General features: G+C 35.6%; 17 protein-coding genes. 8 read left to right on the top strand and 9 right to left on the bottom strand.

Annotated elements, in window-relative coordinates; genetic code table 11:
- The first annotated feature begins 20 nt into the window (after positions 1-20).
- From QWY88_RS09920 to QWY88_RS09910, 3 genes are read left to right on the top strand one after another with little or no spacing between them, the layout of a single operon-like run.
- Positions 21-578 carry a LemA family protein gene (locus tag QWY88_RS09920; RefSeq protein ID WP_304546233.1) on the top strand — a complete coding sequence of 186 codons (558 nt, stop codon included), beginning with the start codon at positions 21-23 and terminating at the stop codon, positions 576-578.
- 2 nt (positions 579-580) lie between these two features.
- The gene (locus tag QWY88_RS09915; protein WP_304546232.1) at positions 581-1543 is read left to right on the top strand and encodes a DUF3137 domain-containing protein; all 963 of its coding nucleotides are present in this window, start codon (positions 581-583) and stop codon (positions 1541-1543) included.
- Positions 1536-2327: an EI24 domain-containing protein gene (locus QWY88_RS09910; RefSeq protein WP_304546231.1), complete on the top strand. Its 792-nt coding sequence runs from the start codon at positions 1536-1538 to the stop codon at positions 2325-2327. Before QWY88_RS09915 ends, QWY88_RS09910 begins: the two co-directional genes overlap by 8 nt.
- Here QWY88_RS09910 and QWY88_RS09905 read toward each other — a convergent pair.
- Together QWY88_RS09905 and QWY88_RS09900 are read right to left on the bottom strand one after the other, a co-directional pair.
- A complete protein-coding gene (locus QWY88_RS09905) occupies positions 2324-4405 on the bottom strand; it encodes an ATP-dependent helicase (RefSeq protein ID WP_304546230.1) in 2082 nt (693 codons plus the stop codon). The two genes, QWY88_RS09910 and QWY88_RS09905, sit on opposite strands and share 4 nt — an antisense overlap.
- A gap of 23 nt (positions 4406-4428) precedes the next feature.
- Positions 4429-5571: a GGDEF domain-containing protein gene (locus tag QWY88_RS09900; RefSeq protein WP_304546229.1), complete on the bottom strand. Its 1143-nt coding sequence runs from the start codon at positions 5569-5571 to the stop codon at positions 4429-4431.
- 190 nt (positions 5572-5761) lie between these two features.
- Here QWY88_RS09900 and QWY88_RS09895 point away from each other — a divergent pair, with 190 nt between their 5' ends.
- From QWY88_RS09895 to QWY88_RS09885, 3 genes are read left to right on the top strand one after another with little or no spacing between them, the layout of a single operon-like run.
- Positions 5762-8386, top strand: coding sequence for a valine--tRNA ligase (locus QWY88_RS09895; protein ID WP_304546228.1), 2625 nt, complete (start codon positions 5762-5764; stop codon positions 8384-8386).
- Between the two features lie 51 nt (positions 8387-8437).
- Positions 8438-10297 (top strand): diguanylate cyclase, encoded by a 1860-nt coding sequence (locus QWY88_RS09890; RefSeq protein ID WP_304546227.1) that lies wholly within the window; start codon positions 8438-8440, stop codon positions 10295-10297.
- Positions 10298-10338: 41 nt separating this feature from the next.
- Complete coding sequence (locus tag QWY88_RS09885) at positions 10339-11877, top strand: SulP family inorganic anion transporter (RefSeq protein WP_304546226.1); 1539 nt, start codon at positions 10339-10341, stop codon at positions 11875-11877.
- A 10-nt stretch (positions 11878-11887) separates the two neighbouring features.
- Here QWY88_RS09885 and QWY88_RS09880 read toward each other — a convergent pair whose 3' ends face one another.
- Genes QWY88_RS09880 through flgH form a run of 4 tightly spaced genes read right to left on the bottom strand, consistent with a single transcriptional unit; the run spans position 11888 to position 16567 of the window.
- The gene (locus tag QWY88_RS09880) at positions 11888-13126 is read right to left on the bottom strand and encodes an EAL domain-containing protein (RefSeq protein WP_304546225.1); all 1239 of its coding nucleotides are present in this window, start codon (positions 13124-13126) and stop codon (positions 11888-11890) included.
- A 25-nt stretch (positions 13127-13151) separates the two neighbouring features.
- Positions 13152-14450 (bottom strand): PAS domain-containing sensor histidine kinase, encoded by a 1299-nt coding sequence (locus tag QWY88_RS09875; RefSeq protein WP_304546224.1) that lies wholly within the window; start codon positions 14448-14450, stop codon positions 13152-13154.
- Position 14451: 1 nt separating this feature from the next.
- Positions 14452-15900, bottom strand: coding sequence for a hypothetical protein (locus tag QWY88_RS09870; protein WP_304546374.1), 1449 nt, complete (start codon positions 15898-15900; stop codon positions 14452-14454).
- Positions 15845-16567 (bottom strand): flagellar basal body L-ring protein FlgH, encoded by a 723-nt coding sequence (flgH, locus tag QWY88_RS09865; protein WP_304546223.1) that lies wholly within the window; start codon positions 16565-16567, stop codon positions 15845-15847. Before flgH ends, QWY88_RS09870 begins: the two co-directional genes overlap by 56 nt.
- A gap of 72 nt (positions 16568-16639) precedes the next feature.
- On the opposite strand from flgH, the gene QWY88_RS09860 reads away from it, so the two are divergent.
- Complete coding sequence (locus QWY88_RS09860) at positions 16640-17083, top strand: GatB/YqeY domain-containing protein (RefSeq protein WP_304546222.1); 444 nt, start codon at positions 16640-16642, stop codon at positions 17081-17083.
- Between the two features lie 2 nt (positions 17084-17085).
- On the opposite strand, the gene QWY88_RS09855 is transcribed toward QWY88_RS09860, so the two are convergent.
- Complete coding sequence (locus QWY88_RS09855) at positions 17086-20127, bottom strand: MutS-related protein (RefSeq protein ID WP_304546221.1); 3042 nt, start codon at positions 20125-20127, stop codon at positions 17086-17088.
- A gap of 215 nt (positions 20128-20342) precedes the next feature.
- Between QWY88_RS09855 and QWY88_RS09850 the strand changes: the two genes are divergently transcribed.
- Entirely contained in the window at positions 20343-22391 is a 2049-nt protein-coding gene (locus QWY88_RS09850; protein ID WP_304546220.1) for a methyl-accepting chemotaxis protein, read from the top strand.
- Between the two features lie 33 nt (positions 22392-22424).
- Here the strand turns inward: QWY88_RS09850 and QWY88_RS09845 are convergent, their stop codons facing one another.
- Entirely contained in the window at positions 22425-23213 is a 789-nt protein-coding gene (locus QWY88_RS09845; protein WP_304546219.1) for a chemotaxis protein CheW, read from the bottom strand.
- Positions 23214-23224: 11 nt separating this feature from the next.
- The gene (locus QWY88_RS11720; RefSeq protein ID WP_425474714.1) at positions 23225-23695 is read right to left on the bottom strand and encodes a hypothetical protein; all 471 of its coding nucleotides are present in this window, start codon (positions 23693-23695) and stop codon (positions 23225-23227) included.
- Between the last annotated feature and the right edge of the window lie 1664 nt (positions 23696-25359).

Genomic DNA, 25359 nt, shown 5'->3' with positions numbered 1-25359 from the left:
AAACTTCTAAAGGACTTGATATGTCAACTCCACTTATTATTGCGATAGTTATAGGGATCATTTTAGTACTTATGTACAACTCTCTTGTTTCAAAGAAGAATCAAGTTGAAAATATCTTTGCAAGTATAGATACACAACTCAAAAAACGTTATGACCTCATCCCAAACCTTGTTGCCTCTGTTGGTAAATATATGGAACATGAAAAGTCAATCCTCCAAGAAGTCACAAAACTGCGTGCCGAAGCGAATAAACCAAATATCTCGGATGAAGAGAAGATCCACCTTGATGCAAAAGTTACATCTGCACTCGGCTCTATTATGGTAGCAGTTGAAAACTATCCAGAATTAAAAGCAAATGAAAATGTAATGCACCTCCAAAGAAGTTTAAATGAGGTGGAAGAGCAGATCTCGGCAGCTCGTCGTGCTTATAACCAGGCAGTGACTGACTATAACAATGCCATAGAGATGATCCCTACTAACTTTATGGCGAGTGCAATGAGTTATACAAGAAAAGAGGTGTTTGAGATTCCCGATACTCAAAGACAAAACGTAAATGTAAAAGAGCTGTTTAATTCATAAATATGAAAAGTATCAGTGAGTTAACAGATTTTTATTATAAAAAACTCCATCCTGTTTTAGAAGAACTTGATAAAAATAGAGAAAGAGTAAAAAAACGTGTCATTACTATAGGAATTATCTATACCCTTATTGCAGCACTACTCTTTTTCTCTCTTTTAGACTACATGAATATCGAATTTATTGTATTTAGCCTTGTTGGGTATGTAGCACTCGGCGGGATACTCTATAGATTTCTTATATCTGATTATAGAGATGAATTTAAAGAGAAAGTGATCAGACCGCTTATTGAAGAGATAGACAGCTCTTTTCATTACATCCCTGACCTTCATGTAGATGTTGAATATTTTAATCGCTCTTATTTGTTCCCCTCTCCCGATCGTTATTCAGGAAACGATCTTGTTAAAGGTAAGATAGACGGTGTTGATCTGACATTTTCCGATCTTCATGCCGAAAAAGAGCATCGTGATTCCAAAGGAAGACGCTCTTACTCGACAATCTTTAAAGGTTTGTTTATCATCAGTGATTTTCACAAGAACTTTAAAGGGAAAACAGTCGTACTTCCCGATACTGCACAAAGTACATTTGGTGATCTTATCGGCTCATTTTTACAGGCAAATAACTTCTCGAGAAGCGGAGACCTAGTCAAGATGGATTCTCCTGAATTTGAAAAAGAGTTTGTCGTGTATGGAAGCGATCAGATTGAAGCGAGATATATACTTACCCATACGTTAATGGAGAAGATCTTACACTACAGAAAACATTCGGGACATCCCGTTTATGTCTCTTTTCGAGGAAGAAATATCTATATGGCAATCGAGTACAATAAGGATCTTTTTGAACCCTCTATATTTAACTCACTTTTAGAGTATAAAATAGCGATGGAGTATATTAAGACCCTACACCTCTCGATCGGGATCGTTGAAGAGTTAAAATTAAATCAAAAAATTTGGAGTAAACATGGATAATGAAACAGGTATATTAACGCTGAGTATAAAGGATCTTTTTACATCAAAGATGATTAAATATTCTATACTCCCTTTTGTAGTGAGTATGTTAGTTTTATATATTTTATTTTTTGTACTGGCAGGGATCGGACTTGATCAGCTTGATTCAACTATGCATGTAGAATCAACCCAGACAACTATTCAAAACGGAGTACCCCATACGGATAGTTTCACCGCGACACTGGAAAACACCGCTATCATTAAATTTTTAATGAGCAGTGCCATCACATCATGGATAGCTACGTTTCTAGTTTATACGATAGGCTCTATCTTAATGCTTTATTTTTCTATCTTTGTAGCACTTATCGTTATCGGTTTTATGACCCATATGATCTTAAAAGAGCTACACAAAAGACACTACCAAGATGTTGCAATGATTGGCCATTCTAATCTTTTAGAGGGGATCTTTTTAACGATAAAATGGGTTCTTATTATGCTCATACTTTTTGTCGTATGTATCCCTTTGTATTTTATCCCGGTACTTAACATCATCGCGTTTAATTTTCCGCTGTATTACTTTTTCCATAAGATGATCACATATGATGTATCTTCAAACATCTGTACAAAAGAGGAAGCGATTAAGATGAAACTTTTTTATGGAGGGACGATAAGGTTAAAAACACTTATACTCTACCTTATCTCACTCATACCGTTTGTGATCTTTTTTGCTACGGTATTTTATGTAATCTACCTGGGGCACAGCTACTTTTTAGAGGTAAGAAAGATGAGATTAGCACAGCGCTAATCCTCCTCTTTATCCATCTCTTTTTGCACCATCTCACGATACCCTTCATCTTTAGGTACAAGTCCCGCTTCATATACAAACTGCGACGGTAAGAAATTTTGTTTTTTGATCTTGTCGTATTTTGCGAAACTAAGATAAAGGACATCTTTTGCACGTGTTACCGCCACATAAAACAAACGTCTCTCCTCATCCAGACTCCCGCCTCGTACCATCAGTTTTCTATTTGGGAAACGTCCATCCATAAGGTCAACTACGTACACCTCTTTATACTCCAAACCTTTTGAAGCGTGTACACTTAAAAGGTTAACACCCTCACCTTGAGAAAGGTCAGATGAGCCGAGTATCATAGCATTTAAAAAACGTTCATGTTCATTGTACGGGTGAGAGAGCTCTTGCAGCAGTTTCATTTTTCTCTCTATTCTAATGAGCGATTCCTGTTTTTGTTTCTCGTCAATATTGCCGTCTTTAAGAGTTGCACGCTTAGTAGATAACAGATCGGCAATATACTTGAAAAACTCCGAAGCTGCTATTTTACGAACTATCGTTTTAGGCTGTTTTATACCTTTTAGATCACGAAACAACAGATAGAAGTTATGTAAAAACGTTGCCGACTCTTTTGTGAGTTTAGGGTGTTTAAGTACGGGATTTTTCATAAACTTCGCTTCAAATCCGAGCTTCGCATATTTCCCTACAGCTCCAAGTTCCAAAAAGTCGTCAAAGAGTCCGAGTTGATGATTGAGTTTTCTTTTTTCAAACGGATTTGTCATAGACTCATCGGGAGCGTAGAGACCGTAAAACATACTCCCCTGCCCTAAGTTCTTTAGCGCTATATAGATCTCTTTTGCCATCGCACTTCCGATCCCGCGGGCAAATTCAAATATATGGATAAAAGCCATCATATCCGATTCGTTTACAAGAAGTGTATAAAGATCAAGTACAGCTTTTACCTCACGGGAGTCAAAAAAGCTGGTTCCACCTTTACGTTTACAAGGGATATCAAGTTCACGGAGTGCCACTTCTATCCCGTCGGCTGAAGAGTTGTTTCTAAAAATAACTGCTATATCTTCACGGGGTGTCTGTGTTTTGGAGATCATATCTGCTACACCGTGATACTGGTCAAACAACTCATCGTATGCTAAAAGTTTCGGAGGTGTATCTACGTCCCTACGGGTAACTTCGAGTTTTTTCGGATATATCCTCTCATTATGCTCGATCACCTTATTCGCCAAAGATAAAATCGGCACGGTTGATCGGTAGTTTTTTGTCAGTGTATGTACAACTGCATCGGGATATTTTTTTGTAAATGAACCGATAATCGTAATATCGGCTCCGTTAAAGGCATAGATACTTTGATCATAATCCCCCACACAAAAAAGTGAAGGTGGATTCATTGCATCTATCAAAGTCCCTTGAAGTGCATTTGTATCTTGATATTCATCAACAAGAACCTCTTTATATCCTAGATGATGCTCTTTACACATTGCACGAAAATCTAAAAGCAGATCGTTAAAGTTTAAAAAACCGTATTCACGTTTGAGTTTTTCAAACTCATCAACTACATCGGCATAGATCATGGCAAATAGTTCATGTTCAGGATAGTTGTTTTTTATCCAGTTCTCAAAATTGTTAGAGAGTTCCGTATTTTGATAAAAAGAGTAAAGATCATACAGATAGTTCCCGCCGTACGCCTGTACGTCAGCATCAATATGCCCAAATGAACGTTTTTCAAATACGGAGCGAAACAGTGTCTTTAACTCACGTTGCTGTTTTAAAACAACACGTTTATCTTTTTTCTTTAACCATCTGTAACTAACAGCATGAAACGTCCCTGCATCTATTTTTGAGGCAACCCCAGTTCCAAAAAATTCGGCAACACGGCTTACCATCTCAGCTGCTGCTTTATTGGTAAAAGTTAGGAGTAAAATCTCATTAGGCTCTACACCGCTGTTTAAAAGGTGGGCAATTCTACCTACAATTGTAGAAGTTTTTCCCGTTCCTGCTGAAGCGATAATAAGATTTTTGGAATGTTGAGATGTTGCAGCTTCATATTGCTGTTCGTTTAGTCTAGATAAAGGCATTTCGGCATTATACCCGTTAACTTTTAAAGTGTGCTAATTTTATCTGCTCCCACTATGCAGTTTCGCCCTTTATTTTTTGCATCATATAAGGTATCGTCTGCAATTTTATACATCTTATCAAAATCTTTCTCTTCAAAATTATGGATAACACACACCCCAAATGAAGCTGTTAAAACTTTGTGAGGATTTTTCGGATGCTCTAATCCAAGCGACTCTATTGTAGTTCTTGCTTTTTCTAAGATAAATTCTACCTTTTGAAGTTCATCTGCTATAATCAAGCCACAAAACTCTTCTCCACCGAGTCTAAAAAGGTGATCGACATCTCTTTTAAATACCTCTTTTGTTAACGTTTGCGTCACTTTTTGTAAAGCGTTATCACCCGCTATATGACCGAATGTATCGTTATATTGTTTAAAAAAATCTACATCAAATATATAAAGAGCAAAATAACTGTTGTGTTTTTTCGCTTTTTCAAAGAGCTTATCGAATTGCACTGTAAGGTGTCTTCTGTTGTATACCCTCGTTAAAGGATCGGTAATCGAGCACTGCTCAAGAGTTTGAATATACTGTTTCTCTTTTTTTCGTATATCCTCCAACGTCTCATACGCTTTATCGAAACTCAATTCAAAAAAATAAACTATAATACTTATCCCTATGCTCGCTACTATAAAACGGGCATAACTTGCCTCATTCCACATACCGCCCTGCCATTTATCAATTCCCTGATAGCTCAGAGAAAAGACTAAAGCATAAAACAGTAATGTAACCAACAACCCTTTTTTTGTACCATTGATAAAAATTGCAAACATCGGGAAAAACACTGTCCATACCAAAGTAAAATCGTGCCCTTTTCCAAAATATACAATTGCTAACATCATTATAAAAATCGAGCCGGTTGTGATTATGGAGGCTCTTTTGACATTTTGAGATTTTCTAAGATCGTAAAAAATAAATATAGTGACTAAAAATGCCGTGAAGTCTATGATAAACAGGGCATTATCACTATGAATAAAAAAGTTGTATATTGCAAATAGTAAAAGGATGGTTCCACTGATAATAAGTAAAATATTGATGAGGACTATTTTTCTCAAATCGGATGAATATTCACTAAATTTCATATTTGAACATAAGATCTGATTGTATAAATTTTTGTTTTGTAATATCATAATTTTTTATATCCTTAGTGAGTTCAATTATAGCCAAATTTTCCTCTACGTAGCAAATTCAAGCCCTTTTATTTTCGATGTTAAAAAAACTCTTTTGATTTGACGGTGTTCAATTTAAAAGCTATAAGCAAACCCTCACCACATTTTAGATATAATCGCGCAATTTATTAAACAATTTTAAGGTTAGAAGATGTCAGACAATAAGTATAATCCTCAAGAGATTGAAAACAAATACTACAAAACGTGGGAAGATCGCGGATACTTTGAGATAGATGGAAACAAAGAGATCCAAGAAGACGGCAAAACATTTGCTATCATGATGCCACCTCCAAACGTCACGGGGCGTCTTCATATCGGTCACGCTTTAACTTTTACACTTCAAGATATCATCACTCGTTATAAACGTATGGATGGACATAAAACTCTTTGGCAGCCGGGAACTGACCATGCCGGAATCGCTACACAAAACGTTGTAGAGAAACAACTATTAGCTGAAGGTACTACAAAAGAAGAGATAGGTCGTGAAGCATTCTTAGAGCGTGCTTGGAAATGGAAAGAGGAATCTGCCGGAATCATGACGACTCAGCTTCGTAAGATGGGTGTATCTCCTGCATGGAAACGTGAGCGTTTTACAATGGATGACGGTCTGCAAAAATCTGTAAAAGAGGCATTTGTTCACCTTTACAACCAAGGGCTTATCGTTCGTGGAAACTATATGGTTAACTGGTGTACACACGACGGTGCACTTTCTGATATCGAGGTTGAATACGAAGATCACGACGGTAAGTTTTACCACATCAAATACCCGTTTGCAGATGGAAGTGGATTTGTTGAAGTGGCAACAACTCGTCCTGAAACATACTTCGGGGATACTGCAGTTATGGTACACCCTGAAGATGAGCGTTACAAAGACCTAATCGGTAAAAAAGTAAAACTTCCATTACTTGATCGTGAAGTTGCTATCATCGCTGATGAGCATGTTGATATGGAATTTGGAACGGGTGTGGTAAAAGTTACACCTGCACATGACCAAAACGACTACGAAGTTGGAAAACGTCACGACTTAGAATTCATTACGGTGTTTGACGAAAAAGGTATTTTAAACGAGTATGCGGGAGAGTTCCAAGGTTTAGAGCGTCTTGAATCTCGTGACGTGATCGTAAAACGTCTTGAAGAGGAAGGTTTTATCATCAAGATAGAGGATCATAAACACCAGGTTGGACACTGTTACAGATGTAAAAACGTGGTTGAACCGTATATCTCAAAACAATGGTTTGTTCGTAAAGAGGTAGCTGCCGAGTCTATTAAAAAGACAAATGAGGGTGAAGCAAAATTCTTCCCGCCGCACTGGATCAACTCGTACAACTCTTGGATGGGTGATCTTCGTGACTGGTGTATCTCTCGTCAGCTTTGGTGGGGACATCAGATTCCTGTATTTTACTGTGATGAGTGTGATCATGAATTTGCAAGCCAAGAGGAACATCCATCAGCTTGTCCAAAATGTGCATCTAAAAAGATCACTCAAGATCCTGATGTTCTAGATACATGGTTCTCTTCTGCATTATGGCCTTTTTCAACTTTAGGTTGGGGGAACGGTGACGCTGAGATGGACAAACTTTTCAAATCGGACGATTTAAAAGAGTTCTATCCAAATGCACTCCTTATTACAGGCTTTGACATCCTTTTCTTCTGGGTAGCGAGAATGATGATGATGGGTGAAAACTTTATGGGTGAACTACCGTTTAAAGATATCTATCTTCATGCACTTGTTCGTGATGAAAATGGACAAAAAATGTCAAAATCAAAAGGAAACGTAATCGATCCTCTTGATATGGTAAACAAATACTCGGCAGACGTTTTACGCTTTACACTTGCTATCTCAGCTGCTCAAGGGCGTGATATCCGTATGAGTGAAGAGAAACTTGAACTTAACCGTAACTTCACGAACAAACTGTACAACGCTACGAAGTTCTTACAGATGAATGTAGACACTTTCCCTGATATGGGTGGGTTTTGTATAGAAACTCCACTTGGAAAATATATGACTTCACGCCTAAACCAAGCGACAAAAGAGGTTCGTGCACAGTTAGATGAGTACAAGTTCAACGATGCGGCAACAACACTTTACAGATTTATCTGGAATGAGTTCTGTGACTGGGGTATTGAGCTAAGTAAAGCGGACAAATCTTCGATCGTAGAGCTTGGTGCTATCTTTAAAGAGGCTATGAAGTTGTTACATCCGTTTATGCCTTTCATCACTGAGCATCTTTACCATCAACTCAGCGGTACTACTTTAGAAGATTCTGATTCTATTATGATCAAAAAGTACCCGTTTAAAACGAAACAACGTAAAGAGGAAGAAACATTTGCAATCATTATGGATGCTATTGTATCTATCCGCCGTGCGAAAGTTTTAGTAGATATGGCAAACCAAAAAATTGAAAAAGCTTACGTTAAAGTTGACGCTATCAGTGATGAAGACAAAGCTCTGATGTTACCGTTTATCGCTAAGTTAGCAAAAGTTGAAACTGTTGAGTTTACTGATGTAAAAATTGAAAACGGTGTAAGTGATATCTCTGACAAATGTGAGACATTTATTCCAACTGACAGCATCGATCTAACGCCTATTATCAACAAACTTACTAAACAAGCTGAAAAACTTGATAAAGAGATTGGTAAACTTAGCGGTATGTTAAACAATGAGCGTTTTGTTGCAAATGCACCTGAAGACGTACTGGCGAAAAACCGTGAAGCACTTGCGGAAGCAGAAGATAAAAAAGCAAAAGTAACAGAGCAATTACAATCATTACAATAACTCCAAAATACATTTTGGGAGATATTGTTTTTTTATGATATAATATCTAGCATGATGCTAGATATTAAAACTTTTAAGTTTAAAATTTTCATTATTTTCCTAATTCCTGCTATCTCCATAGTATATTTTACGTACTTTTATTTAAACCTCTCAAATACAAACATTGAAGCTATAAAATACCAAAAACAAAACATTTTGCTAGTACATAAACTTATAGATGTTGTACACAATCTTCAAATAGAAAGAGGCCTTTCCGTTGGCTTTATTCAATCTAAAAATCCTCAAAAACTTAAACAAACGCTATTAGATGCTCATCAAGAAAGTGATAAAGCAATAACAGCTTTAGAAAAATTCAACTATCATCTTCATCTAGATTTTCATCAAATCAACAGCGTTAGAAAAGAGGTACTTGAACAAAAAATCTCATTTGACAAAACACTCAATTTTTATACCCATATCAATAACGATATGATAAATATGGCAAAATATCTCATACCAAAACTCGATAAAAACAGATATGATGCTCAGTTTCTCATAAACTTGGAACTGCTCAAAGAGAGTGCCGGTTTAGAGCGTGCCTGTATATACAATGACCTTACCTCCGGAAAATTGGAACCTATTTGTAAAAACCAACTCTCTTACTTGCAACAAGACCAAACTAACAAAATAGAAAACCTTCGTTTATATTCAAACAGTACCTCTTTGGGGCGCTATAAAAAATCTATCGACAAACAAAACCTGGAAGAGCTGCAAAGGTATCGAGACCTTTATCAAAAAGATAAACTCACTAAAGAGGATGCACAACAGTGGTTTACAATCACTACAAACAGCATCAATGGATACAATCAAGTGTCAAAAGAGATTTTAAACCATTTTAGTACCAACTTACGTGAACATTATGATGACACACTACGTAATCTTAATATAGCTATGCTCCTTTGGTTTATCTCAATTTTCTCTGCATTCTACTTTATTTATGTTATTCATAAACTGTTCCAAAAACATGAGGAAGACACAGTAGATTTAGAACTCTCATCCCGTGCACTCGATTCTTATGAAGGGATAGTTATAACAGACAAAGAGACAAAAATTATTAAAGTAAATAAAGGGTTCGAGAGAATTACGGGCTACTCTGCCGAAGAGGCTATTGGCCAAAAAACAAGTATTTTAAAATCTGGTAAAAATCCAATATCTTTATATAAAGCGATGTGGGGCAGTTTGGAAAAAACCGGTTCTTGGAGTGGAGAGGTTCTCAATAAGAAAAAAGACGGTTCAATCTATACACAACGTTTATCTATCTCCTCAATTAGAGACAAAACGGGTGAAGTAAAAAACTATATTGGGCATCTTTTTGATATAACAGAGTTACGAAAAGCACAACAAGAAGCACTTTATCAAGCCAGTCATGATTCTTTAACAGAGTTGATAAACAGAAAACATCTACTCAAAAGGATGCGAGAAGAGATCAACAGGTCAAAACGACATGGCTTTAAAAATGCATTTTTATTTCTAGACCTTGATAACTTTAAATATGTGAATGACACATATGGACACCACATAGGAGATAAACTCCTCCAACACGTAGCGACATCTATCCAGAGCTACATAAGAGAGTGCGATATCGTTGCAAGAATCAGCGGAGATGAGTTTGCAATCGTATTACTAGACATAGATAGCAGTCATCAAGATATTATTGCAGTTGTAGAGAAAGTCACGAACAAGATATTAACCCAACTCAATCATGAGATTGTGATAGAGTCTAATACTATGAGAATAGGTTTAAGTGTAGGTGTGAGATTTTTCCCACTTGACGATCTCGATAATGAGGATCAAATTATAAAAGATGCCGATACTGCTATGTATGAAGCTAAAAACAGCGGCAAAAACCGTTTTGTAATTTTTCAAGGGTAAATTTGCTATAATTTCATACTTCAAATTTTGTAGGGAAGCCCTTGTTCGACATAAGAAAATACACATCACACAACATCAAAAATGACATCCTCTCCGGTTTAGTAGTAGCTGTAGCACTCGTTCCAGAAGCTATCGCTTTTAGTTTTATTGCAGAAGTAAGCCCTATCGTTGGTTTATATACGGCATTTATCTTAGGACTTATTACTGCCGTAATAGGTGGAAAACCGGGTATGATTAGCGGTGCGACGGGAAGTGTTGCCGTTGTAATTATAGGTTTGGTTCTAGAAGCAAACTCTATGCTTAAAGGTCTAGGAGTCAGTGGAGACGAACTCTATATGCAGATGCTCAACTATGTCCTCTTAGCAACCATTCTTGCAGGTCTGATCCAAGTTTTAGTAGGTGTATTTAAATTAGGAAAGTTTATCCGTCTTGTTCCACAACCGGCACTATACGGTTTTGTTAACGGTTTAGCTATTGTAATTGCAATGGCTCAGTTTAAGTTTTTTGACGGTCAGGGGACGGCGATGTACGCTATAGTCTTTACTACAATGCTCATAATGTATATCTTGCCAAAATACACAAAAGCGATCCCTTCGGGACTTATTGCAATTGTAGCACTAACGCTTGTTGTATACTTTGCTCAAATAGACACTTTAACAGTGGGTAATCTCGCAAATCTTTCAGAGTTTCAAGGACAACTGCCTCATCTTATCATTCCAGATACTCTTTTTAGTTTAGATGCTATTATTATGGTTCTTCCATATGCAATTATTATGGCACTTGTAGGTTTAATCGAGTCTCTTTTAACTTTAGCGGTTCTTGATGAGATGAGTGGTGAACGCGGTAGTGGAAACCAAGAGTGTATAGCACTTGGAACGGGAAACATGGCATGTGGATTTTTCGGCGGTATGGCAGGTTGTGCTATGATCGGACAATCTATCATTAACTACACTTCCGGAGGACTTGGACGTCTTTCTTCATTTACGGCAGCAGTTGGTCTTTTAGTACTCGTAATATCTTTGACTGATGTGCTTAATGTTATTCCAGTTGGTGTACTTGTAGGTATTATGTTTATGGTGAGTATCGGAACGTTTGAGTGGTCGAGTTTCTCACACTTTAAACATATGCCAAAAGAGGATCTCTTAGTGATGGTAGCCGTAACGGTTATCACTGTTGTTGAAGATTTAGCAGTAGCGGTAATTGCAGGTGTTATCATCTCTGCACTTGTATTTGCATGGAAACATGCTCGCATCTGGGCTAAAACAACTTTTGAAGAGGATGGTACAAAAGTATACTCTTTAGAGGGACCTCTGTTTTTTGGTAGTGCTACAACATTCTCAGATAACTTTACAATCGATCAGGATCCTCCAAAAGTTGTAATTGATTTTAAAAATGCTCGTGTACTTGACTTTTCAGGTGTTGAAGCAATTGACAGTATTGTAAAAAAATATGAAGATGCAGGAAAAAATTTACTCCTTCGACATCTGAGTGCAGACTGTAAAAAGATCCTTAAAAAAGCGGGACCGCACTGTACTTACGAAGAGGATGATCCAACATATAAAGTTGCGATCAACTACTAAAACAAGAGCCTTAAAGCTCTTGTTTTGGCTCCCCTATGAAATAACCTTGTGAGAACTCTATTTCGTACTCTTTAACCTTTTCCATCACTGCTTCACTGTGTACATATTCAGCTATTACTTCTATATTGCATAACTTACAAAAATCAACAATAGTTTGTACAACTATCTGACTTTTTTTGTTTTCAACCAAATCTTTAATAAAGATACCGTCTATCTTAATATAATCAGGATGAAAATCAACAAGCCTTGCAAAGTTTGAGTTTTCAACTCCAAAGTCATCCAGTGCTATTTTAAACCCTTTTGCTCTTAAAGAGTTGATCTGTTGAAGCATATGCGGCTCTGTTAATGTAGTAATATCTTCTAAAATCTCTAAAATAACTCTCGAAGGCTCAATATTATACTGTTCACAACGTTTTAGCAACAGCTTTTCTAAATACCCTAAATTAATGTCGTCTGATGTAATATTGATCGAGAATGAATACTCTGTTTGAGAAAACTTTTTAAAAGATGTTGTAATCACAAAACGTGTAACAAGTTCTAATATACCCGTAAGTTTACAAGCATCTAAAAAATTGTCAGGAGTGATAAATGAATCCCCGTATGCGATCCTGATAAGAGACTCATATTTAGTAACTTTGTTGAGTTTATGATCATAAATCGGTTGATAGAAAAGCACAAACCTTTCATCCTCTATGTATTTACGTATATGACTTACCCAATCGATATTTTGTAATTGATTTTTTATATAGGTGGAGTTGATGTCAAATAGTTTGTAGGAGTTTTTTTTGTATCTTCGAGCATCATTAAGTGCAAGGTTTGCATAGTTTAAGAGATTAAAGCCGTGTCCGGTATAGATACCTATGCTAAAAAATACTTTTATAGCAACATCTTCATCTATATATACCTCTATCTCATTAAAAAATGAGATAACTGACTGTGCGAGATCTTCCATCTCAATTTTGAGTAGTGTCTTATTTGTTAAAAAAACAAATTTATCACCGTCAAATCGAAAAATCTCACCATGTGGCGGTTTCAACTTTTTCAAATAGCTCGTTATATTTACAAGAACTTCATCACCAATCAAATACCCATATGTACTATTAATATTTGAAAAGTTATCGATATCTAAAATAAAGAGTGTGTATGTTTTATTTGTTTTGATATATTCCAACAAAGCCAATCTATTATGCAGACCTGTAAGTTTATCTATATAGCAATCACACTGTTTATTTTCAAGTTCTAATTTCATCCTTGTATCATAGCAAAAAATATTTTTATATTTTATGAATCGGTAACTCTATACAAAAACAACTCCCACTATCTATAGGGGAAAATTTAATATGCCCGTGCATCCTTGCTTCTATAATGTTTTTTGCAATATAGAGCCCTATTCCCGTTCCCGAAGATTTATGTTTTGTAGTGAAGTACGGCTCAAAGATCTTCTCTTGTATATCTTTATCGATTCCACCACCGTTATCTTTTACTTTTACTTTTCCGAAGTTCTCTTCATCCTCTAAAGAGATAGATATCAGTCCTTCCTTTATTCTCTTATCTGCCATAGATTTTTTTATAGCATCGATAGAATTGTTTAAAAGAATAAAAAGGATCTGTTTGAATTCATTTTCAACACCTTTAAAGTAAAACTCTTGGTCTGTGAAATTTGTCTCTACTTTAATATTACTGTTTTTTAATTGTGCCTCTAAAATTCTTAAGATCTCTACAATACTTTTGTTAGGGATAAAATATATCTCATAATCATCGGCCGCAGGATTTAAAAAGTTTCTAAAATCATCGATTGTATCGGAGAGGTAGCTAATGTTGTATGCGATCGCTTCTAGCTTTTGTGAAAGTTCATCTTTATCTATGTCACTTACGGCAAGTTGTGTTTCGATATTTGCGATTGCAAGTCCCATTATGTTAAGAGGTTGTCTCCATTGGTGTGCGATAGATTCAAGCATCTCACCCATTGCTGCCTGACGTGATTGATGCAACATCATCTTCTCTTGATTCTGCTGTTTTTTCACCTCATACTGTACTCTCTCTTCAAGCTTTTCATTAAAAAGCTCAAGCTCTTTTCTCTGTTGCTCTAAGAGTTGCAAGTTCTCTTCAAGACTTTTTTGCGTTTTTTTCAATTCAGTAATATCACGCCCCGCACCGACAGTCCCTATAATATTCCCGTACCTGTCATAAAAAGGAGCCTTAAATACTTCAAGGTAGAGCATCTCCCCTTTTACGTTTCCATACTCTTCAAAACGCATAGGTTTATTGTTTTCAATTACAATTAGATCACTGTTAAAGCAGAGTTCTCCGAAAGTGTGCCACTCTGGATTCTCTTTATGTTTTTCACGCTCTCTAAGTGCAAAAAACACATCATCTTTTCCAACTACCTCATCAGTACTTTCAGCCATAAGCAATCCGTCACAAATCGCTTTATTCGCATAAATATATTTACCGTCATTATCTTTAATCCATAACATATCGGGTAAGTGCAATGTTAATAGTTCTAAGAGTTCTGTTGAATGTTTCCTGATTTGATTATGCACATGACCCCTTTTGCTGATATTTTTTTTCATACTATTTGAGCCTTATAAAAGATTCCGGTTGAATATTTTTATATTTTGGCATACTGTTTCCCATATTTGCATTAATGTAAGTAGGATCTGCTACAACATATCTTTTTGAGCCTACTTTTACACTGTCACCGTTTATAGGAACCGCTAAAGCAGTACTCATATGATCTTTATATTTCACGCCTACTACACTGTAGTTAAACAACTTTTTCACCAGTTTAGCATAGAGTATAGCTCTGTCCTCACAGTCTGAACGGTCATAAAAAAGCGTCTCCTCTGCAAACATCACTTTATCTTTTCCAAACTGTTCATCATCCCGTTGATATTGAAACGATTTTTGAACAAAATGGAGTACAAAATTCAATCCGTAAGAGGCTTTTTTCCCATTGATTTTTTTTCTAAGTTCTTGAGCCAATTCATTATAAAGTGTATTATCAAGTGCAGCGTTAAAATAAACATCATAATCTACTTGAGGATATGTAGCCATAAAATCGATCAGGTTTTTATTTATCTTCAGATCTACGCTTATCGTTTCACCCTGATTTTGAAAAGACAATGTTTTATCTTTAATGTTTTCTGCCAGTTTAGGTGTTTTATTCATACTAAAATCAAGTTGTTTGTCTGCATCCGGATAGTTTTTCTCATACGTATATAAACGCCCGAGTCTCTCTTTATTACTGTAGCGATCCACTGCATAGTAATATACACCTTCAATTTTATATCGCGGTGTCGAATAAACAATCTGCTTAGTGTTTTCCAGTAGTACTACATGGTTTCGAACCAAACCTACTTTTACATCATATGAGAGCTTGTTTAGTAGAAACCATCTAAAGAGTTTCTCCTCATCAGGCTTTGTATAGATCTGTTTTGAAAGTTGTGTAATAAGTTGATAAACACCCCAATCATTAAGCTGCAGCTCTTGAGATACTTTTTCAATATTGTGTACCAGATTATTGTAATCACTAGAAGCAAGAGCACCAAAAAAACTAATTATACCGTTTTGATTTTTAGGGTAAAAACGCGCCTCTTTTATATTGTGATCAATGTTAAATCCAAGTGAAGTACCGAAAAAGTTTAGTTGCAAATCTTTTTTTGCACTCTTAAGGGAAGTAGCAATAGTTTTATTGAGGTCGGGAGTTTCATCAAGCACAATATCTATTCTCGGGCCGATCTCTTTTGTTTTAACCTCTTGTACCTCTTCTATATTCTTAGGTTTAGGTTTCTCGTAAGGTTTCAGAGATGCAAACGCTTCATACTCTTGCCACTGCTCTTTTAGGTAGTTGTTAAATTCCCTGTCTTTTTCATCTTTAAACGATTTAAACGAACTCACTTGAGTACGTTTAAAGTCTGCAAAACTTTGAGCATTTAGACTAAACGGTAAAAATATTACCAGTAAACTAAAAAGGCCAAACCGATTGAATAATTTTAGAACCCCATCCTCTGTTACCTGCACGATCAACATCCCCCTCTGTTTTATAAAGAATCTTAGCATCACTCATTTGAGTTGAATTAATAGTATTTGTCTGATCTATATCATATGGACGAATAACACCGCTGATTTGAATAATCTGTTTTTGTTCATCCACTAAGATCTCACGCTTACCACTGATAAAATAGTTCCCGTTACTTAATACTTTTACTATTCTAGCAGAAACTGTAGTCGTAAAGCTAGCATCTTTTGTTGCAGAACCTTGTCCTTGGAAAGAGCTTGTAGAACCTCCACTAAAACCGATGTCTGTCAAACCGTTCACTCGGTTCGCTAAGCCCGTTACTGTTCCGTTAGCATTTGCACCGGGTGCAAATGTCCCTCCACCTAAAGCCATCGAGTCTGTTTCACTAAGTTGTTTTGAACCTGTAGATGAACTTTGTGCGGTTTCTGTGATCACAACTGTAACTATGTCGTTTACATGCATCGCTTTATGATCGGAGAAAAGCGGGTTATCACCCTGCCCAAAGATACTCCCTGTTGATACGAAATCTTGCTTATCCTCTTTTGGCGGCATCTGTTCAACATATTTCGGGGGTTCAAAATCGATCTCAGGCTCTGTCAGATTTGCAGTACAACCGCTAAAAAAGAGTGAAGAAAAAAATATAGAGAGTGCTAACGTTGTTCTTTTCATAAAAATGTTCCAAACTTATTGTGATTTAGCTATAATTCTAGCAAATTTAGTTCCAGAAAAAAGGTAGTAATTATGTCACTTAGAGAAACAATAAACCAAGATTTAAAAGAAGCTATGAAAGCAAAAGATGTTAAAAAAAGAGATGCTCTTCGTCTTTTGACATCAGCGTTTAAACAGATTGAAGTTGATGAAAGAAAAGAATTAAGTGATGATGATATTATAAAAATTATTCAAAAACAGATCAAAAGCCGTAACGATTCAGCTACACAATACAAAGAAGCAGATCGTGAAGACTTAATGGAAAAAGAGCTTGAAGAGATCGCTGTTTATGAACCGTACTTACCAAAACAATTAACTGACGATGAGTTAAGCGAAGCACTTAAAATAATCATTGCAAATGTAGGTGCAGAGTCTATGAAAGATATCGGTAAAGTTATGGGTGCTGCAAGCAAAGAATTGGCAGGAAAAGCTGACGGAAAAAGAATTAACGAGTGTGTTAAAACTATTTTAGCTTAATTCTACCAATCATCAAGAAGTATCTTTGAAGATACTTCTTCCCCCTCTTTACTCTCTTCTATAACATTTATCTCAGGCTCTACAACCACTTCAATTTTAGGTTTTGAGAGTTGCTCTTCATATTGTAGTTCTAAACCGTTTGATGTCATTACAAAACCGTCTACTTTTATTTTTCCATCATGGATCTGATTGTGATGCTCTTTACATAAAGGGATAAGATTATGTTTATGATCTTTATGAAAATGGCCGATAAATCCTGCTGAATCTGCAAGTGATTTATGTGTAATGTGATGCACGTCATCTGCAACAGCTCCACAGATTACACATTTTGTCACATAAAGATCTTTGTTGTACTTAGACTTTTTCTTTTTCACCAGAAGTTCAAGCTCATCAAAGTCGTTTGCAAGTCTTTTTCTGATGTTGTTTGCCATATCTAAGAACTCTTTGTCCATATGCAATGATTTTGCAAACTCTAAACCGTAGATACTGCTTCCGCTGCCAGCTTGCAGTACACGGTTAAAGAGTAACTTATCGCTCTCTTCATCATATTCGACACTTAAGTGCAGATCAACTACATTGTTGATATTTGTAATCTCCGGCATTGTTGAGAGTTGATGTAGGTGTGTTGCAAAAACAAAAAGACATCGCGTATCGGAGAGTTTTTTAATAGCACTCGCTACGATTGCAACACCTGAGAGTGTCTCTGTTCCATGACTGATCTCATCTCCAAGGACAATAGAGCGGACACTTGCACGGTTAAAGATGTTTTTTAATTCCAGCATCTCAACTGCAAATGTTGAAAGTCCTTTGGCAAGATTGTCTTTTGAGACAATACGGGTAAAGATTGAATCAAAAATGCTGAATTTCATCACTGAAGCACTGATAAAAAAGCCCGCTTGAGCCATTAATATTGCAATCCCTACACTCTTCATCAAAGAACTTTTACCACTAGAGTTAATTCCGTAGAGAAGGACACCGTTTATTTCATGCCCGTCATGTACAGCTACATCTAACATAACCGTTTTTGGATGCGGCAGGTCCATATAGTCACGATTTCCCATCACTATATCGTTTGGGACATACAATCCACTGCGTTCCTGTATCTCGATCAAAGGGTGGCGAAGCTGCATTATCTGCATAAAGTTCTCATCATCTTTTACATCTACGATCATAGGACGGGAGTGGTTATAGTCACTTGCTATCTTAGATGAACTCACCCCCACATCTAGATCAGCCACATAAGCAATCACTCTCTCAAATAAAAGTGCATAACGTCTCTCAAATACCGCTTGTACCTGTACATATTTCTCTTTGACAAGTGCAACGATTTTACGGCGGTTTTTCATAATGCGATCAGAAAGATCATCGGTAAAACTTGAAGTTATCTTGACATTGTTTGTCAGTTTCTTTATATCGAACTTACTAAACTCAGGGTCTTTTTTAAACTCACTCTCGATCAGAGAAAAACGGTTTTTACTGATCGAGATATAGTACCCCTCTTTCTCAAGCAAGCCCAAAGTTACCAGTTTGCTTGAAGAGTTAGCATTGGCACTTTCAAGTAAAGTTTCAATCTTTTTCATGATATCGTCAAATGCGATCATCATTACGGAATTTTCTTTGGTTAAAGTATCGATGCTCTCATCAACACCCTCCATTAAAAAGTTCTCATCCACCGTTGCATTTGTAAAACGGCGTGAAACATCAAGGTCTATAGTCTTTGTAATATCGCGTAAAAACTCTTCCACTTCACTCTCATGAAACGGAGTTTTTTGGATCTTATGTCTTTTTACATACTGCATCAACTCTTTGACACTGATCATAGAATCGTAGATATGATTCATCTCAAATGGATGTAAACGTCCGAGATTCAAGCGGCGTGCAAGACGTTCTAGGTCATATACACCGCGCATTATCTCATCTAAAAAACGTGTATGGGAACTTACTCGCTCGATCAGGTTGTACCGGCGTTCCAATTCCTCTTTTTCCATAATAGGGTTTAGAAGTCTCTCTTTTAATAAACGGCGTCCGATCGCAGTTGAACTTCGATCAAGCATCTTTAAAAGTGTGAACTCCTTTTTATCTTTTGAGATTATCCCCATCTGCTCTAAAGCATTATTTCCAAGATACATAAAACGGCGATTATCAATTATGCGAGGCATAGACATCTTTTGAACTATGTAGTAGTCATGCTCAATAACAAAGTCGATAAGTATCGCTAAAGACTCCGTAATTATAGGGTTACGTTCAAGATCAAGATGCTCGATCGGAGAGAGAAGTGACTGGATCTGGTACACCTCTTTAAACAGATCGTTTTGATACTCAACCTTGAGGCGTTTATTGTTTACGGAGTAATGGTAATGATCAGGAATTTCGAGATACTGCATAACATGCTTTTGACTCTCAACACCCTCTAAAAGTGTCACAACCACTTCACTAGTTCTATAAACATTTAAAAGGTTAAAGATCTCATCTAAGGCATAAAACGGGTCTTCACTTGTTGAGTGTGTTTCATACAGAAATGTCTTGCCTGTCGTAACATCGATGGCAGCGTACCCTACACTGTACATCTCTTTATATTTATCTACTAAAATTGAGACGATGTAGTTATCGTCATTATCAACGATATGATCGAAGTTGGTCCCCGGTGAGATTATTTGTGAGATATAACGGCTGATTTTAGGTGGGTTACCCTTTTGTTTTACGACGATAATCGTATATTTTTGCTCATGAATTAAACGGTTTAAATAGCGCTCAAAACTGACAGCCGGAACTCCTGCTAAAAGTGGATTTTTCTCAGAGTTCTCAACGATATTTTTATTTTTTTTGGTGAGTTGAATATTTAGGAGCTCTGCGATCTCTTTTGCTTTTCCGATCTGCATCTCATCGTTATTTACTTCGTACACTTCAAAGAAAGTACCAATCTCCATAAAAACGACTGTATCACGTCCATATTTTTCTTCAAAAAGTTGTTGGAGTTCAAAATATGTTTGGGTTAAAAGTTTATTTTTGTCACCCAGTATTTGATCGAAGTGTGCAGCGTCCATTTATCTCTTTTTCTCAACAATTTTGGGAAATTATACCATATTTAAAATTTACGTTGATTTTGAGAGAAAACACTATGCAACTTACAGTTTTTATCTATTCTAACTACCTAAACAGCCGTAATTATTACGAAAAGGTTACAGAGAAGCGGCGATAAATAAACCTTAAGACTTATTCTATTATACTCCGAAAAAATTTCACAAAAGGCTTCAAACATATGAAAAATTTGTCAGTAAAAATGCAAATTATTTTATTAGTGCTCTCGTCACTTATTACGTTAGCTCTGATTACAACATTTATTTCTGTAAATGATTCAACATCAACACTTATGAAAAAGAGTTATGATCAACTCACTATGGTAAGAGATATTAAAAAAAGTCGAATTGAAACTTTTTTTGATAGAAAAATCAAAGATATTTCACTATTAGCAAGCTCTGAAGAGATTCACAATATGGTAAATGACTTAGTATTTGTTACTGAGATGCTAGAAGTACCAGATAACGAAAACTTTCCGGTTCAAGATCCTGCCGTACAAAGAGTTATCAAAGAGTCTGAAAAATACTTCCTAGATTATATTAAAACGTATAATTATTATGACATGTTTATTATCTGTCCTGATCACGGGCACGTTATGTACACGGTTGCTAAAGAAGCAGACTTTGGTGAAAACCTTCTTCACGGCAAACTAAAAGACAGCGGTCTTGCTAGAGCTTATAATGCAGCACTCAAAAACAAACGTCCTACATTTGTAGATATGGAACCATATGCACCGAGTAACAATGCACCTGCAATGTTCTTAGCTACTCCGGTTACAGATGTTAACAACAATGTAGAAGCTGTTTTAGTATTTCAAATCAGTGATAAATCAATTAACAGAATTATGAAATATCGCCAAGGGTACGGGGAGAGTCAAGAAGACTATCTAGTTGGAGCGGATAAACTTATGCGTAGTGACAGCTATTTAGATCAGAAAAATCATACACTTCTTGCATCTTTTGCAAATCCATCTACCGGTTCTGTAGATACGGAAGCATCAAACTCAGCATTATCAGGTCATACTGATACTAAAGTTGTTATAGACTACAACGGTAATCCAGTATTATCTTCTTTTACATCTATTAATGTAGGTGAAGATTTTTCATGGGCTATTTTATCTGAAATAGATGAAGCCGAAGTATTAGAAGCACCAAACCGACTGAGGAATAATATTATCATATCTTCTCTTACTGTACTTGTGATTATTGTAATCATAGCGTTTATTATGATAAATATCAGTATTATCAGACCTATAGAGCGTTTTAAAGATGTACTTTTACAGATAGCTAAAAATCATGACTTAACGATTCAAGTTGATACAAATACACCTCAAGAACTTTCATTGATGGGAAAAAGTTTTAACCACCTTTTAAAAGAGCTGCGTGACCTGATCGAAACATCAAAACAGGGTTCTTCTGAAAATGCATCTATATCTCATGAACTCTCTACAACAGCACTCGGTGTTGGAGAAAATGTTGAAAAGTCTGTTACTGTAATCAATGAAGCTACAACACAAGCGACAGATATTCAAAATGAGATTACAAACTCAATTTCTGATGCGCAAGAGAGTAAGCAAGATATCATTAAAGCAAACGACAACCTAAAAGAAGCACGTGATGAGATTATAACTCTTACAACAAATGTTCAAAGAAGTGCACAAACGGAAGTTGAATTAGCTGAGAAAATGAGTACACTTTCAAGTGAAGCTAATGAGGTTAAGGTTGTGTTAGAGGTTATCTCAGATATAGCTGATCAAACAAATTTACTTGCATTAAATGCAGCCATTGAAGCTGCTCGTGCAGGTGAACACGGTCGTGGATTTGCAGTGGTCGCTGATGAAGTTCGTAAACTAGCAGAGCGTACACAGAAATCTCTTACGGATATAAATGCTACTATCAACATCATCGTACAGTCTATCAACGATGTAAGTGGACAAATGAGTATCAATTCTGATGAGATTCAAGCATTATCAAATGTTGCATCAGACGTTGAAGAGAAAATCAATATGAGTGTATCGATCGTAGATAAGGCTGTTGAAGCAAGTGATAAAACGGTAAACGACTTTGAACATACTGGGAAAAGTGTAGAAGCGATTGTAAACAGTGTGACACAAATAAATGAGATATCTGCTCAAAATGCACGTAATGTAGAAGAGATAGCAGCTGCTGCAGAACATCTCAATGCAATGACGGATGAACTACACAATAAATTAGAAAGATTTCATACTTAATAAAATTTTTTAGATGGGTTTTTAACCCATCTCTTAACGCATAACTTGTTTATGTATCATCTTACTATATTCAGGGCTAATAAGCTCTGTCATAATTTTATCTAACGATAAAATAGACAATACATCTTTCCCTGGATTATCACCGCTTGGAAATACTAAACTATCTATCAACGTTCCCGCACCTATAATTTCATTATGGAGTTGGTTAACATTATCGTCTGCAACCTCTGCAATAATTCCTAATGAGTTTACCAATATCCCCATATATGTATCATGCTCTCCGTACTTGATAATAACTATCTCTTGATACTCTTCTACATCTTTTTCTTGTAAAAACTTCTGAATATCAATAACCATTACCGCTTTGTCATTATAGATAACCGTCCCTTTAAAGTGATGATCTTTATCTATTTTTATAGTTGTTTTTAACTCTGTTGCACTAACCGTTTCAACAACATGTTTAGTGTCTATTCCAAGCCATTGATTCGCGATCATAAATGTCGCTATGTCTATTGAGTTTTGTCCCTTCTCAAACACAACATCAGTTTTAGGAGAGAAGTTGTCATCTTTTTTATAAACAGCTTCACTTTTATCGCAGATATAAGAGAAAAAGAATGAATAAACATCATTTACATAATCATCATGAACACTTTTATATTCTCTATACCCTTTTGAACATTTAACACCTAAGGCATAATATTTGTCATCATAGATGATAATTTCACTTGTTGACTCTCCCGGTTGTAGATGAAAATAAGAACTATCAAGTTCTAAAAACTGACCGATTTGATGCTTTTCATTCGTAGATGAAATAATTTGCATATTTTTTGTCGCTAATGTTGCAAATACACCATTTNTTCTAAAAACTGACCGATTTGATGCTTTTCATTCGTAGATGAAATAATTTGCATATTTTTTGTCGCTAATGTTGCAAATACACCATTTTTTGTAGTGCCATCTATATTTTTCGGAAGTGATTCTTGAATCATATTTTTAAATTGAATTTCTGAATCGAATACAAGCCCGATTCCGCCAACAACATTCTCATCGTTCTTAATTGCAGCATTGTAAATATATGTATGTTTATTGTCATAATATTCACTTGCTTCAAAGTCACTTACTGCATATTTTGAAGAATCACTCAACCCTAAAGTCTGTGTAACAAAATTTTTACTTACACGTTTTCCTAGAAGATGACGCTCATCAGGATTTGAAGTTGCTTTAATATATCCATGTTTATCATAAATAAATATATTTGTATATACAGTATATAAATCATTAATATACTCCAAGATCTCATTCATTCTAAGTACATCATCCATACCTATTGAGTCTTTAGCTAAAATCTTTTGAAAATCAGATGTTAATGCCCACCATCTACAGTCATTTGCTCTTTCATATAAGTTTCTATCCATAATATCTACAATAAGGTCAGCATAAAAAACACTGTCACCTAGAATAATTGTTTTAGTCAGGTTTGCGATAGATGAACCTATAATAGATTTCGTATCTTGTCCTGTTTGACGAATTTCCAACATTAAAGCTTTAGAGAACTGCTTATTTGATGTCGTACTTCCCTGATTGATAGTTCCGTTCCAAATAGCACGGTTAAGACTTTTTTGAATACTGTTAGCTTGTTTTGGGATATTTTTCAAAGCATCACTAAACTGTTTACCGTTTTGTAAAATTGAAAGTAATAACTCTTCACTAATTTCAAAAGAGTCTTCTTCCTCTTGAGCAAAAGCGTGTGCAATCGGGATCATAACATGGCCGTACCATTCTAAACCAAAGAAACCTTGATAACCGGTAGTTTTATTGCTTTTACAGATATAGTCTACACCACCGAATGAGATTAGTTTGTAAGTATCGTTTAATACTACCTCTAATTCTGCACCTACAGGGATCTGGTATTTATCACTTGTTGCGATTACAGTTCCTTCATGGTCAAGTAATAAAATTGCTTCTTTTTTATCTTTATTTATTAAGTTACTAAAGATCTGTTTCATCTCATCTTCAAACTTAAAACATAAAGACAAAATACCGATAATTTCAGAACCCTCTTCATTAGTTTTAGTCACCTTGTAAGAATAAACAAGAGACTTTTTGTACTTAGGTAAGAAGTCATGATACTTGAATGTCTCTACATACTCACCGCTTGTGTTTAAAACTTCTGAAATAATTGAGTCTTTTGATTTTGAAAGTGTTAGCTCATCATCTAAGTTAGCTAATATCTCCCCTTTTGGACTCATTAAAACTATATCAAAGTAAACACTATATTTTTTCACATACTCTTTGAAACGCTCTTTGATGATCTCTAAGTCATCATTGTAATGAGTAGAGTATTTTGTGTCATTTTTTAATAAGAAAGCTCTTATATCATCATCAGTAGCTAAAAAGCCAATATCTGCTGTTCTTTCAAAAAGATTTCTTATCATAATATCAACAGCAACTTGAGCTTTAAAATCCATCTCATCAATATTTTTATTCAATAGCTCAATAGCTAAATGATTAATCAACTCAAATGATAGTTCCGTAAAGTTGTTTTTAATTCTACTCATATTAACGCCGGCATCACCTAGCTGGCTAAGTAGTGAGAGTGTATTCCAGTGATTACTTAATTCATGTAATCGTTCACGATTATCTTCAACCTGTTCCATATACTTGATATATGGTAAAACATCTTTAGATATATTATTGTATTTATAGCTTACTTGTTTCATCGTATATTTCCTCAAAAAAGTAACCAAATTCTATACAATAAATAGACCTTAAGAGGCATTATTTTGATTAAATTTTATACAAAATTGTATATATAAGACAAAAATGTAAGTAGATGTAATAAAAAAGAAGAAGTAAAATAAGATTGATAATAAATTGTATAATGATAGTGATAGTAAATTAAATGATTGATTGATAAAAAGGGAGATTATATAATTTGATCGAACTAGGCAGCGACCTACATTCCCAC

Source organism: Sulfurimonas sp. hsl 1-7 (genome assembly GCF_030577135.1).
GTDB lineage: Bacteria > Campylobacterota > Campylobacteria > Campylobacterales > Sulfurimonadaceae > Sulfurimonas > Sulfurimonas microaerophilus.
Note: the sequence above shows the minus strand (reverse complement) of the source record. Positions and strands in the feature narration are given on the sequence as shown.

Coding starts and splice junctions, on each gene's coding strand:
- QWY88_RS09850 (WP_304546220.1), top strand. CDS start 20,343: ATGAAAAATTTGTCAGTAAAAATGCAAATTATTTTATTAGTGCTCTCG.
- QWY88_RS09905 (WP_304546230.1), bottom strand. CDS start 4,405: ATGCCTTTATCTAGACTAAACGAACAGCAATATGAAGCTGCAACATCT.
- QWY88_RS09915 (WP_304546232.1), top strand. CDS start 581: ATGAAAAGTATCAGTGAGTTAACAGATTTTTATTATAAAAAACTCCAT.
- QWY88_RS09895 (WP_304546228.1), top strand. CDS start 5,762: ATGTCAGACAATAAGTATAATCCTCAAGAGATTGAAAACAAATACTAC.
- flgH (WP_304546223.1), bottom strand. CDS start 16,567: ATGAAAAGAACAACGTTAGCACTCTCTATATTTTTTTCTTCACTCTTT.
- QWY88_RS09900 (WP_304546229.1), bottom strand. CDS start 5,571: ATGATATTACAAAACAAAAATTTATACAATCAGATCTTATGTTCAAAT.
- QWY88_RS09845 (WP_304546219.1), bottom strand. CDS start 23,213: ATGCAAATTATTTCATCTACGAATGAAAAGCATCAAATCGGTCAGTTT.
- QWY88_RS09920 (WP_304546233.1), top strand. CDS start 21: ATGTCAACTCCACTTATTATTGCGATAGTTATAGGGATCATTTTAGTA.
- QWY88_RS09890 (WP_304546227.1), top strand. CDS start 8,438: ATGATGCTAGATATTAAAACTTTTAAGTTTAAAATTTTCATTATTTTC.
- QWY88_RS09855 (WP_304546221.1), bottom strand. CDS start 20,127: ATGGACGCTGCACACTTCGATCAAATACTGGGTGACAAAAATAAACTT.
- QWY88_RS09860 (WP_304546222.1), top strand. CDS start 16,640: ATGTCACTTAGAGAAACAATAAACCAAGATTTAAAAGAAGCTATGAAA.
- QWY88_RS09880 (WP_304546225.1), bottom strand. CDS start 13,126: ATGAAATTAGAACTTGAAAATAAACAGTGTGATTGCTATATAGATAAA.
- QWY88_RS09875 (WP_304546224.1), bottom strand. CDS start 14,450: ATGAAAAAAAATATCAGCAAAAGGGGTCATGTGCATAATCAAATCAGG.
- QWY88_RS09910 (WP_304546231.1), top strand. CDS start 1,536: ATGGATAATGAAACAGGTATATTAACGCTGAGTATAAAGGATCTTTTT.